This is a genomic window from Streptomyces sp. NPDC059679, assembly GCF_042734105.1.
Taxonomy (GTDB): domain Bacteria; phylum Actinomycetota; class Actinomycetes; order Streptomycetales; family Streptomycetaceae; genus Streptomyces.
On sequence record NZ_JBHWES010000056.1, the window covers coordinates 34612 to 51950 of the forward strand.

At 72.4% G+C, this 17339-nt stretch carries 17 protein-coding genes; 5 read left to right on the forward strand and 12 right to left on the reverse strand.

Translation table 11 applies throughout. From position 1 onward, the window contains the following. Positions 1-25 precede the first annotated feature (25 nt). Positions 26-937, reverse strand: a complete 912-nt coding sequence (locus tag ACFV2X_RS40500; RefSeq protein ID WP_385626309.1) for an MBL fold metallo-hydrolase — start codon at positions 935-937, stop codon at positions 26-28. 100 nt (positions 938-1037) lie between these two features. On the opposite strand from ACFV2X_RS40500, the gene ACFV2X_RS40505 reads away from it, so the two are divergent. Together ACFV2X_RS40505 and ACFV2X_RS40510 are read left to right on the forward strand one after the other, a co-directional pair. Next, positions 1038-2090, forward strand: a complete 1053-nt coding sequence (locus ACFV2X_RS40505) for an AraC family transcriptional regulator (RefSeq protein ID WP_385626310.1) — start codon at positions 1038-1040, stop codon at positions 2088-2090. Positions 2091-2335: 245 nt separating this feature from the next. Then, entirely contained in the window at positions 2336-3466 is a 1131-nt protein-coding gene (locus tag ACFV2X_RS40510) for an ArsR/SmtB family transcription factor (protein WP_385626311.1), read from the forward strand. On the opposite strand, the gene ACFV2X_RS40515 is transcribed toward ACFV2X_RS40510, so the two are convergent. The 10 genes from ACFV2X_RS40515 to ACFV2X_RS40560 form a co-directional block, all read right to left on the reverse strand. Further along, positions 3424-4326, reverse strand: a complete 903-nt coding sequence (locus ACFV2X_RS40515) for a carbohydrate ABC transporter permease (protein WP_385626312.1) — start codon at positions 4324-4326, stop codon at positions 3424-3426. The genes ACFV2X_RS40510 and ACFV2X_RS40515 overlap by 43 nt on opposite strands. Before the next feature lie 5 nt (positions 4327-4331). After that, positions 4332-5330 carry a carbohydrate ABC transporter permease gene (locus tag ACFV2X_RS40520; RefSeq protein WP_385626313.1) on the reverse strand — a complete coding sequence of 333 codons (999 nt, stop codon included), beginning with the start codon at positions 5328-5330 and terminating at the stop codon, positions 4332-4334. Between the two features lie 8 nt (positions 5331-5338). After that, a complete protein-coding gene (locus ACFV2X_RS40525; RefSeq protein ID WP_385626314.1) occupies positions 5339-6613 on the reverse strand; it encodes an ABC transporter substrate-binding protein in 1275 nt (424 codons plus the stop codon). Between the two features lie 113 nt (positions 6614-6726). Continuing rightward, positions 6727-7989 (reverse strand): 4-carboxymuconolactone decarboxylase, encoded by a 1263-nt coding sequence (pcaC, locus tag ACFV2X_RS40530; RefSeq protein ID WP_385626315.1) that lies wholly within the window; start codon positions 7987-7989, stop codon positions 6727-6729. After that, entirely contained in the window at positions 7982-9454 is a 1473-nt protein-coding gene (pcaB, locus tag ACFV2X_RS40535; RefSeq protein ID WP_385626316.1) for a 3-carboxy-cis,cis-muconate cycloisomerase, read from the reverse strand. The genes pcaC and pcaB overlap by 8 nt, the downstream gene beginning before the upstream one ends. Beyond that, positions 9441-10043 (reverse strand): protocatechuate 3,4-dioxygenase subunit alpha, encoded by a 603-nt coding sequence (gene pcaG, locus ACFV2X_RS40540; protein WP_385626317.1) that lies wholly within the window; start codon positions 10041-10043, stop codon positions 9441-9443. The genes pcaB and pcaG overlap by 14 nt, the downstream gene beginning before the upstream one ends. Next, positions 10043-10810: a protocatechuate 3,4-dioxygenase subunit beta gene (gene pcaH / locus ACFV2X_RS40545; protein ID WP_385626360.1), complete on the reverse strand. Its 768-nt coding sequence runs from the start codon at positions 10808-10810 to the stop codon at positions 10043-10045. Before pcaH ends, pcaG begins: the two co-directional genes overlap by 1 nt. Before the next feature lie 11 nt (positions 10811-10821). Further along, a complete protein-coding gene (locus ACFV2X_RS40550; RefSeq protein ID WP_385626318.1) occupies positions 10822-12018 on the reverse strand; it encodes a thiolase family protein in 1197 nt (398 codons plus the stop codon). A 5-nt stretch (positions 12019-12023) separates the two neighbouring features. Continuing rightward, positions 12024-12815: a CoA-transferase subunit beta gene (locus tag ACFV2X_RS40555; RefSeq protein WP_385626319.1), complete on the reverse strand. Its 792-nt coding sequence runs from the start codon at positions 12813-12815 to the stop codon at positions 12024-12026. Then, positions 12812-13654, reverse strand: a complete 843-nt coding sequence (locus tag ACFV2X_RS40560) for a CoA transferase subunit A (RefSeq protein WP_385626320.1) — start codon at positions 13652-13654, stop codon at positions 12812-12814. The genes ACFV2X_RS40555 and ACFV2X_RS40560 overlap by 4 nt, the downstream gene beginning before the upstream one ends. 232 nt (positions 13655-13886) lie before the next feature. On the opposite strand from ACFV2X_RS40560, the gene ACFV2X_RS40565 reads away from it, so the two are divergent. Then, complete coding sequence (locus ACFV2X_RS40565; RefSeq protein WP_385626321.1) at positions 13887-14324, forward strand: MarR family winged helix-turn-helix transcriptional regulator; 438 nt, start codon at positions 13887-13889, stop codon at positions 14322-14324. Between the two features lie 5 nt (positions 14325-14329). On the opposite strand, the gene ACFV2X_RS40570 is transcribed toward ACFV2X_RS40565, so the two are convergent. Continuing rightward, complete coding sequence (locus ACFV2X_RS40570; RefSeq protein ID WP_385626322.1) at positions 14330-15142, reverse strand: IclR family transcriptional regulator; 813 nt, start codon at positions 15140-15142, stop codon at positions 14330-14332. Between the two features lie 295 nt (positions 15143-15437). Between ACFV2X_RS40570 and ACFV2X_RS40575 the strand changes: the two genes are divergently transcribed. Then, positions 15438-16493 carry a zinc-binding dehydrogenase gene (locus ACFV2X_RS40575; protein ID WP_385626323.1) on the forward strand — a complete coding sequence of 352 codons (1056 nt, stop codon included), beginning with the start codon at positions 15438-15440 and terminating at the stop codon, positions 16491-16493. Beyond that, positions 16480-17331 carry a sugar phosphate isomerase/epimerase family protein gene (locus tag ACFV2X_RS40580; protein ID WP_385626324.1) on the forward strand — a complete coding sequence of 284 codons (852 nt, stop codon included), beginning with the start codon at positions 16480-16482 and terminating at the stop codon, positions 17329-17331. The genes ACFV2X_RS40575 and ACFV2X_RS40580 overlap by 14 nt, the downstream gene beginning before the upstream one ends. Positions 17332-17339 lie beyond the last annotated feature (8 nt).

Genomic DNA, 17339 nt, shown 5'->3' on the forward strand with positions numbered 1-17339 from the left:
CCGGTGGCCGCGACCACCGTCGGGCTCACTTCGGGTAGGCCGCCCACCGGTCGAGAGCGAACCCGTCACCCTCCCGCCGGACCTCCACGGCCCCCGCCCCGCCGAAGTGCGCGGGGATGACCAGCTCCCGTTCGTCGGCGGCTCGTTCGAGGATCCGGCGGCGGCTGCTCACCGCCTGCGCCGGGTCGAGGCAGAAGCAGGTGCTGAGGGAGGGGTGGAGAATCTGCACCGGGCTGTGCAGCAGGTCGCCGACGAACACCGCCCGGTCGCTGCCGGAGGCGAGCCGCAGCACTGATGAGCCGGGCGTGTGGCCGGGTGCGGACTCCAGGGTGAGGTGCTGGTCGATGCGGTGGGAGCCGTTCCACAGGACGGCCTGACCGGCGCGGTGGATGGGCGCGATGCTGTCCTCGTAGATCAGCCGGTCGTCTTCGCGCAGGCCGTTCGCGTACGCGTTCTCCGGGCCGAAGTGGTGGTCGTCCGCCGCGGGGATCAGGTACTGGGCATGGGGAAAGGTCGGCACCCATGCCCCCTCGGCGTCCCTGGTGTTCCAGCCGACATGATCGCCGTGGACATGGGTGTTGACGACCACGTCGACGTCCTGCGGGCGGACCCCGGCGCGCGCCAGGCGGTCGAGGAAGTCACCGCGCCACTGGTGGAACTGCGGCGAACTCGGCCGCTCCCGCCCGTTGCCCACCCCGGTGTCGATCAGGACGGTCCGCCCGCCGCTGCGCAGCACCCAGCTCTGCAGGGCGACCACCGCCCTGTCGCTGTCCGGATCCCAGTGGTCCGGCGCCAGCCACTCCTCGTTGTCCTTCCACACCTCGGCGGTCGCCGCCGGGACGAGGCCGCGGGTGGGTGCGAATGGCCCCTGCCACTCGGTGACCCGGATGACCTCGACATCGCCCAGCACGATGCTCTGCACGCTCTCGCTCTTCATGTCCTCGACCCTAGAAAGAGCCGTTGATCTCCTCAATGCTCACTGAGCTCAACCGAATACGCATCCGTCTCAGCCTTGAGTCCATCGATACTCTGGCTCGATGGATGTGGTGAGCGACGCGATCTCGACCGTGCGCCTCGGGCGGCCCTCCTCCAGCCGGGTGCGGGTGAGCGGGAGGTGGTGCACGCGGCTCGCCCCGTATGACGGCGCGGGCTTCCATGTCGTACTGGAGGGCGGCTGCTGGCTGCTGCCCGACGGCGGCGCTCCGGTCTCGCTCGGTACGGGTGACGCGGTGCTGCTGCCACACGGCACGGGGCATGTGATCGCCGACTCTCCCGTGGACGCGGTGGCCGTAGAGCGGGCGGTGCCGTTCGAGCGATGGCTGGACGGGACGGTTCCGCGCCGGCCGGAGGCCGTCTCGGGCGAGGTCGAGATGGTTTGTGGCAAGTACCGGCTCGACCGCAGTCGCGTACACCCGCTCATGGCGGAACTGCCCGAGGTCGTCCATCTGCCGAACCGCGTCGGCAGCCACCCCGAACTCCGCTCCGTCATCGACCTGCTGGGCCGCGAGCTGGGAGGACAGCAGCCCGGCTCCTGCATGGCGATCCCCAGCCTGCTCGATCTCTTCCTCATCTACGTGCTCCGCTCCTGGATGGCCGAGGGCGCGTCCGGAGTCTGGCCAGGCGTTCTGGTCGACCCAGTGGCGGCCGCCGCGCTACGGGCGCTGCACTCCGACCCCTCCGCCCCGTGGACCAACGACCGCCTGGCCGCCGAGGCGGGCGTCTCGCGCCCCACCCTGGCCCGCCGGTTCACGGCCCTGGTCGGCCGCCCCCCGATGGCGTACCTCACCTGGTGGCGCCTGACCCTCGCCGCCGCCCAGCTCCGCGACACACCGGATCCCCTGGCCACCATCGCCCGCCGGGTCGGCTACGGCACCCCGTACGCCCTCTCCCACGCCTTCAGCCGGGAGTTCGGCACCAGCCCCGGGCGGTACCGGGCGGAGACCGCCGCGGGACGGACCACGGCGGGACGGACCACGGCGCGGGCGAGGGGGCGGCACCTGGCCGGGGGCCGCCCCCTCTCACTCCCCCCACGGGAGCCGTTGCCGCTCGCATCGGCTGGGGCGGCAACAGAAGTGCCCAGACGGCCGTAACACACTCGTCACCCCCCACGGGAACGAGCAAATCCGGTCGTGAGCACCGCCTGTTGAATTGCGGACGTCCCTCCGGGGCCTTTCCCGGAGGCCGCGCTTTTCAACGGTGAACAGCATTCCGGCCCCGCACGGCTTGCCGCGCCCCGTTTCAACTCTGGCCAAAAGGACGTGGTCACTGACGGTGGCACCGTGCATACTCTTCCGTGGTCGGGGGGCGATCACGGGTGTCACTTGGTGGGGGTCCGGTGCTGCGTGTGCATTTCGGCGAGCTCGATCTGGCCCGGCTGCGGATGGCGATCCGCCCGGACGCGCTGTGGGAAACCGTTTTGAGTTTCCACCGGCTGCGGGAGCACCGGGCCGTCACCGTATACGGAGAATGGCGTTCACTGGCGCGAAATAGGCTTAACGGCGAAGCGCGGCTGCTCGCGCCGCTCATTCCCTCACGCGGCTATTTCCCCGACTTCCTCACCCCGGCCGAGGGCGGAATGGGCTGCGACAGCGGCATGGAAGCGCTGCGCGCCACCTCACAGACCCGGCTGCACACCGAGATTTCCCGCCTCCCGGCCGCGGCCCGCCTCCCCGGCTGGATACGCGACCTCGGCCAGGGCGAGCGGCGCTCGCTGGACCGTCTGACCGCCGCGCTGACCTCCTACCACCACGCCGCCATCGCCCCGTACTGGCCGCGCCTGCAAGCCCGTATCGAGGCCGACCGCGCCGTACGGGGCCGCGCCCTGCTGGACGGGGGAGCCGACGGACTGCTGGCGTCCCTGCCGCCCACGATGCGCTGGCGGCCGCCGGTCCTGGAGGTCGACTACCCGGTCGACCGCGACCTGGAGCTCGGCGGGCGCGGGCTGCTGCTCCAGCCGTCGTTCTTCTGCCGAAGAACCCCGGTCACCCTCTTCGACCCCGACCTGAGACCGGTGCTGGTCTACCCGGTCGAACACGCCCCGCGCCCCGCACCGCCCCACCCCCCGGCCCGCCCCGCCACGGCCCCCCGCGCCCGGCCCGTCGCCACACCCCGCCCCGCCCCTGCCCCCGTCCCGGGCCTTGGCGCCGGGGCCGCCCAGTCGCTGAGCAAGCTCGTCGGACAGACCCGCTCCGCCGTGCTCCAGGGCGTCGGCGGCGGCTGCACCACCAGCGAACTCGCCCGCCGCGTGGGCGTGTCGATCGCCTCCGCCAGCCAGCACGCCACCGTGCTGCGCGACGCCGGCCTGGTGCTCACCCTCCGCCGGGGCAGCGCCGTACTGCACACCCTGACCCCGCTGGGCGCCGCCCTGCTGCGCGGCGGCGCCCCCGCTCAGTCCCCTGCTCAGTCCCCTGCTCAGTCCTCCGCTCAGTCGTCGATGCCCGAGCGCTCCACGCCCGCGACGATGTAGCGCTGCAGGAAGAGGAAGACCACCAGCAGCGGCAGGATCGAGACGGCAGCCGCGACGAACAACTCGTGGATGTTGACCGTCTGGGCGGTGGTGAACGTCGACAGGGCGACCTGCACGGTCCACGCGTCCCGGTCCTGGCCGATGACCAGCGGCCACAGGAACGCATTCCAGGCGCCGATGAAGACGATCGTGCCGACGGCCGCGAACACCGGCCGGGAGTTGGGCACCACGACCCGCCAGTACGTACGCCAGTAGCCGAGCCCGTCCACCCGCGCCGCGTCCTCCAGCTCCCTGGGAAACCCCAGGAAGTACTGGCGGAAGATGAACGCCGCGAAAGCGCTGAACAGCGTCGGCACCACCAGCCCGCGCAGCGTGGACACCCAGCCGAGCGAGGACACCAGGACGAAGGTCGGCACGAAGGTGACGGCCGCCGGGACCATGAGCGTGCCCAGGATCCAGTAGAAGACCACGTTCGCGTAGCGGTACGGGATCCGGGCCAGCCCGTACCCCGCGAGGGAGGCCAGCAGCAGCGTGCCCAGCGTCGTCGCCACCGCGATCAGCGAGGAGTTGAGCAGCGCGTGCGCCATCGGCACATTCGGGTCGTCGAACAGCTCGCCGATATTGGACCAGCGCAGCTCGCTCGGGAAGAACGTCCACTCGGCGGAGGTGATGTCCTCCTCGCGCGACAGCCCGTTGCGCAGCAGCAGATAGAAGGGGATCAGGAAGAGCAGCGCCAGCGCGATCAGCAGGACGAGCCGCAGCGCGCGGCCGACGCGTACGAGCGGTTCGCGTACGAGGGGATCGCGCGCGGGGGTGGCGCGTTCGGGGGCGGTGCGTTCGGGGGTGAGGGGTTCTCCCATTCCGGTCAGTCCTCCTTCCGGCCGAGCCTGAACCAGCGGGCCTGAGCCACCGTCACCACCGCGATGATCAGCGCCAGGATCACCGCGCCCGCGCTGCCCATCCCCAGGTTCTGCCCCTGCCCAAGCGCCGTGTAGTACAGGTACACCAGCGGCGGACGGGCATACGGCGGATAGCCGCGCGAGTCCGAGAGCAGGTTGTAGAACTCGTCGAACGCCTGGAACGCGTTGATGACCAGCAGCAGCGTCACCGCGATCGACGTCGCCCGCAGCTGCGGAAAGGTGATGTACCGGAAGACCTGCCACCCCGGCCGCGCCCCGTCCACCGCCGCCGCCTCGTACAGGCCGCGCGGGATGCGCTGCAGCCCGGCCAGGAACAGCACCATGTAGAAGCCCGCCTGAAGCCACAGCCGTACGGTCACGATGACCAGCCAGTACCAGGGCGGGTCGGTCGTCGACAGCCAGGCGATCTGATCCGCGCCGAACCAGCCGAGCACGGTGTTGGCCAGCCCGAACCGCACCCCGTTGAAGATCGACATCTTCCAGATCAGCGCCGCCACGACATACGAGCACGCCACGGGGAGGAAGAACACCGACCGGAAGAACGCCTGCGCCCAGCGCAGCCGGTTGACCATCAGCGCGAGGGAGAGCGAGAGGAGGTAGGTGGCCGGGACGATGAAGGCCGTGAAGACCAGGAAGGTGACGAGGCTGTCGGTGAAGGCGTCGTCCCGCAGCATCGCCGTGTAGTTGTCCAGGCCGACGAAGTCCGTCGGCGAGACGGTGTTGTGCGCGTCGAAGAAGCTGAGGTAGACGCTCCACGCCAGCGGTACGTAGGTGAACAGACTGAGCCCGATCGCGAACGGGCCGACGAAGACCCAGAACCACAGCGTGCGGTTCTGCTTGCCCAGCAGCCTGTGCCGCAGCGTCGTGCGTGACGTACCGGGCGCAGGCTTGTCCTGAGGCGTGCGCGAAAGCGTGGCCGGGGTGATCTGCGAGTCCTGCGCCATCGCGGGCGTCAGCTCTTCTTCTGCACGCGCCGCAGCTCCGCACCCACCTTGCGCACCACGTCCCGCAGCTCCTGATCCGCGCTCGCGCCGTCCTTGATGATCCGGCTGAGCGCGTCCTGGTACGCGGTCCGGCTCGCGGGGGTCCACAGCAGCGGCTCGGCGAAGCCGTGGTCGGTGGCGTAGCGCACCGCGTCCCCGGCCGCGCCGTCGCGCAGCTTGTCGGCCTTCTTGGCGAGCGAGATCCGGGCCGGGATGTGGAAGCCGTACGACAGCGCGAAGTCCTCCTGGTACTCCGTCCTGTCCACCCACAGCCACTTCACGAAGGCCTTCGCCTCCTCCTTGTGCTTCGCCTTCGCGCTGACCGCCGCGCCATACGCCCCGACCGGCACCGACGGCTTCCCCGCCGACCCGTCCTTCGGGAACGGCAGCACCCCGAAGTCATCGCCCAGCGCCTTCTTGACCGCCGGCAACGCCCACAGGCCCGACCACTGCATGGCCGTGAGCCCCTGGATGAACGCCGACGGATCCGACCAGTCCGAGGGAGCGCCGAGCAGCAGTGACTTGTCCGCGTACAGCCGGTGGATCTTCTCCAGCGCGCGGGCGGCGGCCGGGTCGTCGAAGCCGGCCTTGCCGTCGTCGGTGACCAACTGCAGCCCCGCGGCCTGCAGCGGGGTGCCGCCGAGCACCCCGGCGCCCCCGTCATTGCCCAGGAACAGCCCCTTGGTCTTCTTGTCCGTGAGTTCCTTCGCCGCGTCGACCAGCGCGTCGAGCGTCTGCGGCGGCTCCACGCCGGCGTCCTTCAGCAGGCTCTTGCGGTAGTAGAGCAGCTGCATGTCGACGACCTGCGGAACGCCCCAGATCTTGCCCTCGTACGTCTTGGGGGCCAGGACCGCCTGGTTGAAGTCGTCCTTGACGCCGTCGAGGAGGTCGGTCAGATCCACCACCTGGCCGCCCTGGATCTGATCCAGCGTCGGGCCATTGGCCTCGAAGACGTCCGGGCCGGACGCGGTGAGCAGCGCGGCGGCCGTCTGCTGGTCGTAGTTCCCCGGCCGCCACTGCACCTCGACCTTGGCCTTGCCGGTCTTGCCGTACGCGGCGGCGTACCGCTTCACCGCCTGCTCGGTGCCGTCCTCGCCGTACTGGTGGTACCACTGCTCGATGACCGGCTTACCGTCCGAATCGTCCGACTCCCGGCCGGTGTTGGAGCCGCACGCGGCGGCCAGCGCTCCCGTCAGAGCCAGGCTCCCGCCAGTGCTGAGCAGTCGTCTACGGCTGATGGACATGCTGCGCCCCCTCGCGTCATCGCTCCCTGTAACCAGATCGTGCCAACCAACCACGGTACGACCCAGTGATCAACCATGGGGGCGTATTACGACAGCGCTGTTGCGGCGGTATGTCAGCTGCTCCGGCCAGAGTTTGACGGGGCGTCGGCGGCGTCGTCATCCATCTCGTCGAAGACCCGCTGGGCGGTGGCGAACGCGGAGTTCGCCGCCGGAACGCCGCAGTAGACCGCGCTCTGCAGCAGCACCTCGCCGATCTCCTCACGGGTGAGGCCATTGGTGAGGGCGGCCCGGATGTGCATGGCCAGCTCCGCGTCATGGCCGTGGGCGATGAGCGCGGTGAGGGTGATACAGCTGCGGATGCGGCGGTCCAGGGCGTCGCCGGTCCAGATCTCGCCCCAGGCGTAGCGGGTGATGAAGTCCTGGAAGCGGGCGGTGAAGGGGGTCGTACGGGCGATCGCGCGGTCGACGTGGGCGTCGCCGAGGACGGCGCGGCGGACGGCGAATCCGGCGGCGCGGCGGGAGGCGTCGTCGCCGGCGCTGACGTTGACTTCTGCGTCGGTGTCGGTGTCGGTGTTCGTATCGGTGTCCGCGTCCGTGGCCGCCCCTGCGGCAAAGTGCGCGAGCAGCGCCGCGGTGACCGGCCCCGGCCGCTCCACCCCGGCCAGATGCGCGGCCCCCGCCACCTCCAGCAGACTCGCCCCCGGCACCGCGTCCGCGATCTCGCGGGCGTGCGCGGGCGGGGTGGCGGGGTCGTCGCGGCCCGCGACGACCAGCGTGGGCACGCCCGTGATGGACGGCAGGGCGGAGCGCAGATCGTACGAGGCGAGGGCGTCGCAGCAGGCCGCGTACCCCGCGCGGTCGCAGGCCCGCAAGTCCGCCAGCAGTGCGACGGCGCGGGGCGAGGCGGCGAAGCGGTGCGAGAACCAGGTGCCCGGCCGGCTCGCGACCATCGCCTCCGTACCCTCGGCCCGTACGAGCGCGGCCCGCTCGCGCCAGGACGCGGGCTCGCCGAAACGTGCCGAGGAGCAGATCACGGCAAGCGATTCGACCCGCTCCGGATGGTGCGTGGCCAGATACAGCCCGACCGCCCCGCCGATCGAGATCCCCGCGTACGCGAACCGCTCCCACCCCTGCGCGTCGGCGAGCCGCAGCACGAGGGCGGCGAGGCCGCCGACGGTGGCGCTGCCGTCGGAGGGCAGCAGCCCGGTGGGGGAGCGGCCGTGGCCGGGCAGATCCCAGCGCAGCACGCGGTGCGTGCGGGCGAGGGCGGGCAGTTGGGGCTCCCAGACGGCGAGGGAGGTGCCGATGGACGGGCCGAGGATGAGGGGCGGGGCGGTGGCGTGGCCGTCGAGGAAGTGGTGAGGGAGGTCAGTCATGGGCGGTGCTCCGGGCGGGGGCGAGGGGTGAGGGGTGAGGGGGAGGATCCGCGCGGCGCAGTGCGCGGTCGACGAGTGCGGCGGCGGAGCCGGTGTAGCGGGCCGGATCCGTCAGCTCCCGCAGCCGCGTCTCCGAGAGCACGTCCGCGAGCCCCGGCACCTCCGCCAGGGTTCCGGCCAGCGCCGCCGCCGGCCCGACGCCCTCCTCCCCGGCCCGCCGGGACGCCGACGTCAGCAGCTCCTTCGCGCGCGAGCGGCCGACGAGGGGCGCGAGCGCGGCGGCGATCCGCTCGCTGACGATGAGGCCGTCGGTGAGCGCGAGGTGTTCGCTCATCCGGTGCGGGAACACCCGCAGGCCCTCCGCCAGCTCGGCGGCCTCCCGCGCGGCCCCGCCCGCCAGCCGCAGCAGCTCGCGCAGCGGCTGCCACTCGGCGTGCCACGCCCCGGCGGGCCGCTCGTCCTCGGCGGCGAGCGAGCCGAGGAGCGTGGCGGCGAGCCCGGGGGCCTGCCGCGCGGCGGCGGCGATGAGCGTGGCGCGGACCGGGTTGCTCTTGTGCGGCATCGCGGACGACCCGCCCCCGCTGCCCTCGGCGACCTCCCCGATCTCCGTCCGGGAAAGCACCAGGACATCCGCCGCGACCTTGCCCAGCGCACCGACAGTGAAGGCGAGCGCGGTCCCGAGGTCGGCCACGGGGGTACGCAGCGTATGCCACGGCAACACGGGCTCGGCGAGGCCCAGCTCGCCGGCGAACCGCGCCGCGAGCCGAACGCCAGGGTCATCGCCCGCCGTGCCAGTCACACCGGCGCCCTCCGTCAACGCCGCGAAGGCCGCGAAGGCCGCCAACGTACCGGCCGCGCCCCCCAATTGGGCGGGCGGGCGCAGCGCGGTGAGGCGGTCGTGGGCGTCCAGGGTCAGGGCGCGCCAGCCTGCTGCCTTCAGGCCGAAGGTGGTGGGCACGGCGTGTTGGGTGAGAGTGCGGGCGGGCATGGGGGTGGTGCGGTGAGTGGCCGCCAGGCGGCCGAGGGCCGTGGCCGTGCGGGCCAGGTCGGCCAGGATCAGCGGCAGGGTGCGGGCGGCGACCAGCATGGTGGCGGTGTCCAGGATGTCCTGGCTGGTCGCGCCGCGGTGGACGTACGCGGCCGTCTCCCGGTCCGTACGGGCCACCGCCGCCGTCAGGTCGGCGACCAGCGGGATGACCGGGTTGCCCCCGGCGCGGGCGCGTACGGCGAGGTCCCGCACGTCGTACAGCTCGGCCCGCGCCGCGTCCGCCACGGCCACCGCCGCCGCGCCTGGCGCCTGCCCGAGCGCGGCCTGCGCCCGGGTGAGCGCGGCCTCCGCGTCCAGCATGGCCTGGAGGAAGGCGACATCCCCGGTGGCCTCCTCGACGGCCGACCCGGCCCGCACCGGTGACAGCAGCCCGGTGTCGTCGGCGGAAGAAGCCGCGTGGGAGCTAGCGGAACTCAAGGAAGACCGTCTCCCCCTCGCCCTGGAGGCGGATGTCGAAGCGGTACGTCCCCGGCTGCGGCCCGGCCGTTGCCACCAGGGATTCGCGGCGGGCCGGGGGGAGTGAGGCGAGGAGGGGGTCGGCGGCGTTGGCGGTGGCGTTTTCGGGGAGGTAGACGCGGGTGAAGAGGTGGTGCAGCAGGCCGCGGGCGTGGACGCAGACGCTGATGTAGGGGGCCGGGGAGGGGGCGCCCGGGGGGAGGGTGCGGGCGGTCCAGTGGCCGTCGGCGTCCGTGGGGATCCGGCCGAAGCCGGTGAAGTCCACTCCGTTGCGTCCGGCGTAGCCGCCGGTCACCGGGTCGCGGCGGATCGAGCCGGGGGCGCCGGACAGGGAGCCGTCGGGGCCCGCCTGCCAGAGTTCGACCAGGGCGTCGGGGACGGGGGCGCCCACGCCGTCGTACACGTATCCGTGCAGGGTGATCGCGTCCGCGCGCCCCGCCGGGGCCATGTCGCCGCCGCCGGTGAAGGGCAGGGCGTAGCCGTAGAAGGGGCCGACGGTGTGCGAGGGGGTGGGGGACAAGGGGAGTTGTCGGGCGGGCTGCGCGGGCATCAGCGGCCTTCCTCGATCCAGGTGGCGGACGGCCCGTCCAGGACGATGTCCCAGCGGTAGCCGAGCGACCATTCGGGCTGGGACAGCGTGTGGTCGTACGTCGCGACCAGCCGCTGCCGCGCCCGCTCGTCGGCGACCGACTGGAGGATCGGGTCGTAGGCGAAGAGCGGATCGCCGGGGAAGTACATCTGGGTGACCAGGCGCTGGGTGAACGCCGTCCCGAAGAGGGAGAAGTGGAGGTGCGCGGGGCGCCAGGCGTTGACGTGGTTGCGCCACGGATACGCGCCCGGCTTGATGGTGGTGAAGGTGTAGCTCCCGTCGTCGCCGGTGAGGGTGCGGCCGACGCCGGTGAAGTTGGGGTCGAGCGGGGCGGGGTGCTGGTCGCGCAGATGGGCGTAGCGGCCGGACGCGTTGGCCTGCCACAGCTCGATGAGCTGTCCGCGCACCGGGCGGCCCCGGCTGTCGAGGAGCCGCCCGGAGACGGTGATGCGCTCGCCGAGGGGTTCGCCCTGGTGCTGGACGGTGAGGTCGTTGTCGGTCGCGGTGATGTCGGTCTGGCCGAAGACCGGCGTGTGCAGCTCGACGGTCTCCGGGTCGCCCTGGACGGCGACGAGCGGCTGCTTGGGGTGGCGCAGCAGGCTGCTGCGGTACGGCGGGAAGTCGCGCGGCGGGTGGTGGGCGGCGGGCGCGCCGTCGGCGCGGGCCTTGCCGTACCCCTCCTGGAGCGCGGCCAGTTCGCCGTCGATGTCGGACTGGGTGAGAGACAACTGAGTCACCGTTACCTTTCGAGTACGAGCGCGAGGCCCTGCCCGACGCCGATGCACAGCGTGGCCAGCCCCACCCCGGAGCCCGCCGCCGCGAGCTGGTGGGCGACGGCCCCGGCGAGCCGGGCGCCGGAGGCGCCGAGGGGGTGGCCGATGGCGATGGCGCCGCCGCGCGGGTTGACGAGGGCGGGGTCCAGGTCCGGCCATTCGGCGAGGCAGCCCAGCACCTGTGCGGCGAACGCCTCGTTGAGCTCCAGGGTGGTCAGGTCGGCGAAGGCGCGGCCGGCCTTGGCGAGCGCGCGGTTCACGGCCTCGACCGGCCCGAGGCCGAAGTACTGCGGCTCGATGCCGGTGACGGCGGACGCGCCGATCCGGGCCAGCGGTTCGCGTCCGGTGGCCCGCAGCCCCTCCTCGTCGACGAGCAGCAGCGCGGCCGCGCCGTCGTTCAGCGGCGAGGAGTTGCCGGCGGTGACCGTGCCGCCGTCCTTACGGAAGGCGGGCTTCAGCTTGGCGAGCGATTCGATAGATGTGTTGTCGCGGATGGTCTCGTCCCGGGGCAGGTCCACGCCCTCGCGCGGCACGACCTCCGCGTCGTACGCCCCTTCCTTCCACGCCCGTACCGCCTTCTCATGGCTTGCGAGCGCGTACGCGTCCTGCGCCTCGCGGCCGATGCCGTGCTTGTCGGCGATCAGCTCGGCGCCCTCGCCGAGGGCGACGGTCCACTCGGGCGGCATATCGGGGTTGGTCATCCGCCAGCCGAGGGTGGTGGAGTACAGCTGCTGGTGCCCGGCCGGGAAGGCCCGCTCCGGCTTGGGCAGCACCCAGGGGGCGCGGCTCATCGACTCCACGCCCCCGGCCAGCGCGATATGCGCATCGCCGACGGCGATGGCGCGGGCGGCCTGCAGCACGGCCTCCAGACCGGAGGCGCACAGCCGGTTGACGGTCGCGCCGGGCACGCTGACGGGGAGCCCCGCCAGCAGGACGGCCATCCGGGCCACATCGCGGTTCTCCTCGCCCGCGCCGTTGGCGTTGCCGAAGTAGACGTCGTCGATGCGGGCCGGGTCGAGGTCGGGGGTGCGGGCGAGGAGGGCGCGTACGACATGGGCGGCCAGGTCGTCGGGGCGTACGCCCGAGAGCGCGCCGCCGTACTTGCCGACGGGCGTGCGGACGGCGTCGACGATGTAGACCTCGCGCAGAGTGCCGTTGCTCATCTGTGTCAAGCGTCCTTTCCGGAGCTCTTCCCGGCGTTCTTGAGGGCGCGCAGCGCGGCCAGCTCCCGCGGCGTCGGCGGCTCGGTCGCGCCGAGCCCGTCGCTCACCCGCAGCTCCCAGCCCGTGGCGGCCCGTACCTGCTCGACAGATACCCCCGGGTGCAGCTCGGTCAGCACCAGCTCCGCGGTCGCCGGGTCGGGGCGCAGCACACCGAGGTCGGTGATGACGGCGACCGGGCCCGCGCCGGGCATGCCCAGCTTCTTGCGGTCGCCGGGGCCGCCGCCGTGGCCGAGGGTGGTCACGAAGTCGAGCTTGGGGACGAAGTTACGGATGGAATGGCGCAGCACCATCAGCACCTTGCCGCAGTTCGAGGCGATCTCGGGGGCGCCGCCCGCGCCCGGCAGCCGCCCCTCCGGCTTGTCCGGGCCGCGGCTCACGACCGTGGTGTTGATGTTGGCGTAGCGGTCGACCTGCGCCGCGCCCAGAAAACCGACGTCGATCCGGCCACCCTGCAGCCAGTAGTTGAACATCTCCGGCACCGGCACCACGGCGTCCGCGGTCTCCGCGAGCTCGCCGTCGCCGATGGACAGCGGCAGCCGGGTCGGCTTGGAGCCGATCGTCCCCGACTCGTAGATCAGGACCAGGTCCGGATTGACCGTGGCGCGGGCGAGGTTGGCGGCGGTGCTGGGCAGGCCGATGCCGACGAAGCAGGTCCTGGCGCCGGCGAGCGCGCGGGCGGCGTTGACCTCCATCAGCTCGTCGCGGGTGAAGTCGACGCGTGTGGTGTGGTCGGTCATCGCGCGCCGACCTTGTCGCCGCTGCCGTTGTTGATGCTGCCTCGCACGTTCTCCTCGATCCATCGCGTGAACGCCTCGCGGTCGCGGGCGATCGGGTCCCAGGCCTGGTAGAAGGCGTTGTCCCGGACGGAGTAGCCGGAGGCGTACGAGGGGTGGGCGCCGCCGGGGACCTCGGCCACCGCGTCGATGACCCAGGTCGGCAGGACGACCCCGCCCGGCCGTGGCTCCAGGGTGTCCACGATCTCCTCCACGGTCACCAGGACCCGGTCGGCAGCGAGCGCCGCCTCCTTCTGCACGCCGGTCAGCCCCCACAGCTGGACGTTGCCGTTCCGGTCGGCCTGCTGGGCGTGGATGACGGTGACGTCCGGGTTGAGGGCCGCGACCGCGGCCAGCTCCTCGCCGGTGAAGGGGCATACGACGGTTGCGACCGTCTCCGTACGGGTCGGGATGTCGCTTCCCCGGTAACCGCGCAACACGGCGAACGGCAGCTTGGACGCGCCCGCCACATAGCGGTTGGCCATGCCCGCGTGGCTGTGCTCGTCCAGCTCCAGGGGGCGCGGCCAGCCGTTCTCCACGGCGTCACGGAAGCGGTGCAGCGAGCCGACGCCGGGGTTGCCGCCCCAGGAGAAAATCAGCTTGCGCACCAGTCCGGCGCCGATCAGCTGGTCGTAGATGACGTCGGGGGTCATCCGGGCGAGGGTGAGGTCGGTGCTGCCCTGACGGATGATCTCGTGCGCGGCGGCGTACGGGATGAGGTGGGTGAAGCCCTCCATCGCGAGGGTGTCCCCATCGTGGACAAGGTCCGCCACGGCGTCGTGCAGGCTTCGGATGTCGGCCATCGTCACTCCGCGGTGCTCGCACATCCGAGCCCAGATGCTCAGTGTGCTGATTATTTTTGTCGTCCCAGGACGCTGTCATCGTCAAGGGGTCTCAGTCAAGAGAGTCTAGGGAGAAACCTTGGTGCTCGACACGGGTGCTTCCGCGGGGCAGAATTGTTCAGTGTGCGAATCAAATCCGGGGTGCGCGCAAGAGGTGCGCGCAGGAACCGGACGCGGAGAGGGGCGACGGGGCATGGGCGGGGTCGATCTGAGCACTCATCCCGGGCACCTGGCCCGCCGGCTGCAGCAGGCGCACTCCCTGCTGTGGGGCGCGATGGTCTCGGAGGAGACGACCTCGCCGCAGTTCGCGGTGCTCAACGCGCTCGTCGAGAAGCCGGACATCGACCAGCGCACCCTCAGCGAACATGTCCACCTCGACCGCTCCACCATCGCCGACCTTGTGGCCCGGCTGGCCCGGCGGGGGCTGGTCGAGCGGGTGCGTGACCCGCACGACGGGCGGCGCAATGTGCTCAAGCTGACGGATGACGGCGTACGCGTCCACCGCAAGCTGGTGACGCGTACGGCGCGGATGAACCGGGTCTTCCTCGCGCCGCTGGACGAGGGGGAGCGGGAGACGCTGCTGCGGTTGATCGCGCGGGTCGCGGACGCGGCGGAGGAGTTGCGGGCGTAGGGCGCCTACCCGCGCAGGCCGCCGAACCCTCCGCTTCCGCCGACCGTGCGGGCCGCCATCGTCAGTGAGTTGACGAAGCGTGGCAGCCGCTCCGCCGTGAAGCGGGCCGAGGGGCCGCCGAAGGACAGCGCCGCGACCACCTCGCCGCCCCGCGCCCGTACCGGGACGGCCACCGCCGACAGCCCCTCCTCGTGCTCACCGTGGCTGACCGCGTACCCGTTGCGCAGCGTCTCGGCCGCCCAGCGGCGCAGTGTCGTGGCGTGGTCCGGGCCGTGCGGGGAGCGGCGGGCGACCCGGTCGAGCAGCGTGTCGTCCGCCCCGAGCAGCAGCACCTTGGACGGGCCGCCTGCCCACAGCGGCAGTTCGTCGCCGACCTGGACGACATGGCGCAGCGCCTGTGGCCCCTCCTCCTGGGCGATGCAGATGCGGTGTACATCGCGCCGTACGTACAGGTGCACCGTCTCCCGGTGCTCGGTGGCCAGTTCGCGCAGCGCCCGGCGGGCGGGGGCGGGCAGCCGCCAGCCCTGGTCCGCCATGCGGACCCAGCGCAGGAAGGCGGGGCCGGCGGTGTAGCGGCCATGTTCGTCCAGCCAGAGCAGTCCGTTGAGGCGCAGGGTTTGAAGGATCCGCAGCACGGTGGTCTTGGGCAGGCCGCTGGTGGTGACGATTTCGCGGAGGGACAGCGCGGGGCGGTGCTCGTTGAACAACTCCAGGATGTCGATGGTCCGCTGGACCGTCCGCATTCCCCGGGCCTCGCCGCCCTCCTTCCCTTCCTTCCCTTCCTTGTCGCCCGTGCCGCCCGTGCTGTCTTCGCTCATACCGCTGCTCCTCGCCGTTCGGTCCGCTCGGCGGACCTGTCCAGGCCCGATGGGGACGCCCAGTATGGACCGAGGTCCGCTGCGCGGACCAGGGCCGGGGCGGGTGGGTAAGGGCTTTCTGGCTTGTCAGGCCCGGGTTTCCGGCCGGGCCGTCCGTTTTACACCGTGGTTACTCGCCCGCAACCTCTTGTCGATGCTCAGCGTACGTTCTATCGTCACCGGCACGCGGACCCCAAGGTCCGTTCAGCGGACCAACTCCCCCCGTCCGCCCTCCCCTCCCCACGTAGGAGACACGGTGAAAGCAGCCGTCCTCACCGCTCCCCGCCGCCTTGAGACAGTCGACGATTGGCCGGAACCCGAGTGCGGCCCCCACGATGTCCTGGTCCGCCTCGAAGGCATGGGCATCTGCGGCTCCGATCTGGCCGTTTTCGACGGCGACCGGGCCGTCCCGGCGCTGCCATGGGTCGTCGGCCACGAGGGCTTCGGCCGGGTGGTCGCCGTCGGCGAGCGGGTCGTGGACCGCGCCGTGGGGCAGCGCGTGGTCATCGAGCCGAACTACGCCTGTCTCGACTGCCCCGAGTGCGCCCGCGGCCTGACCTCCGCCTGCACCAAGCGCGCCATCGTCGGCATGAACGCGCCCGGTCTCCTCGCCGAGCGGATCGCCGTCCCCGCCCCGTTCGCCCACCCCGTCCCCGACACCGCCGACCCCGCCGATCTCGCCTGCGCCGAGCCGTACACGGTGGCCCGTACCGCCGTGCGGCGCGGGGGAGTCGGGGCCGGGGACAAGACGCTGGTCGTCGGCGCGGGTGCGCAGGGCCTGCTGCTGTGCCAGGCGCTGCTGGCCATCGGCATCCGCCCGGCCGTCGTGGAGCCGCACCCCAGCCGCCTGGCGCACGCCGAGGCGCTGGGCGCCCGCGCGGCGGCCGACGGCGAGGGGGGCTTTCGTTACGTCTTCGAGTCCTCCGGGGTGGCTGCCGCGCTGGGCGCGGCCCTGGAGCGTACGGTCCCCGGCGCCACCGCCGTCCTCGTCGGGCTCGGCTCGGCGGGGCTGCCGCTGAGCGTCAACCAGCTGGTCCGCTCCCAGCTCGCCCTGCGCGGCTCGCTCATCTACGACCACCCCGGCGACTTCACGGCCGCGCTGGCCGACATCACCTCCGGCGCGGTGCGGCCCGGCGCGGCGATCTGCGCCCGCTTCCCGCTGGAGCGTGCGCAGGAGGCGTTCGCCGGGGCGCGCGAGCGGGCCGGCAAGACGTGGATCTCCCTGGATGATGGCGGTTGCTTCGACGCCGGTGGCGGTTCCGACGACGCGGGTCGCTCTGACGACGGTGGTTGCTCTGATGACGGCGACTGACGCACCCGGGCTCACCGTGTCTGCCCTGACCCTGCGCACCGCCTCCTTCGACGAGCGCGTCCGGGCCGCCGCGCAGGCCGGGTTCACCGGCATCGGCCTGGCCGTGCACCAGTACCGGCAGGCCCGCGCGGAGGGCTGGACCGACGCCCGGATGACGTGCCTGCTGACCGAGTACGGCCTGCGGCTCACCGAGGTTGAGCTGCTGCGCCACTGGGCGCGGCCACGGCGCTACGACGAGCGGCGCCGCAGTGAGGACGACACCGTCTTCCATATCGCGGAGACCTTCGGCGCCCGGCGCATCAACGCCGGGATGTTCGATGAGCACCCGTACCAGGACCTCGTCGACGGGCTCCGTACGACCGCCGAGCGTGCCGAGCGGGCGGGGGCGGTGCTGGGGCTTGAGTTCATGCCGTTCTCCGGCATCCGCGACCTGGGCCTCGCGGCGCGCGTCGTGGCCGCCGTACGGTCCCCGCGCCCGCCGGGGGCCGCCTCCCCGGGGCTGATCCTCGACGCCTGGCACCTCACCCGCGGCCGTACCCGTCCCGAGGAGATCGCGGCCCTGCCGCCCGGCGCCGTGGTGAGCGTCCAGCTCGGCGACGTTCTGCCCATCCCCCTGTCCGACACCCTGCACGAAGCCCGCCACCAGCGGCAGCTGCCGGGAGAGGGAGCGGCCGACCTCACCGGTCTGCTGCGTCTGCTGCGCCGAGCCGGCGTACGGGCTCCCGTGTCGGTCGAGGTCCTTTCCGACGACCTCGACGCCCGCGCACCCGCGGAGGCCGCCGCGCGCGCTTACCGGACCACGTGTCGCGTCCTGGCCACGGCCGCCCCCGCAGCCTGAGATCCCGC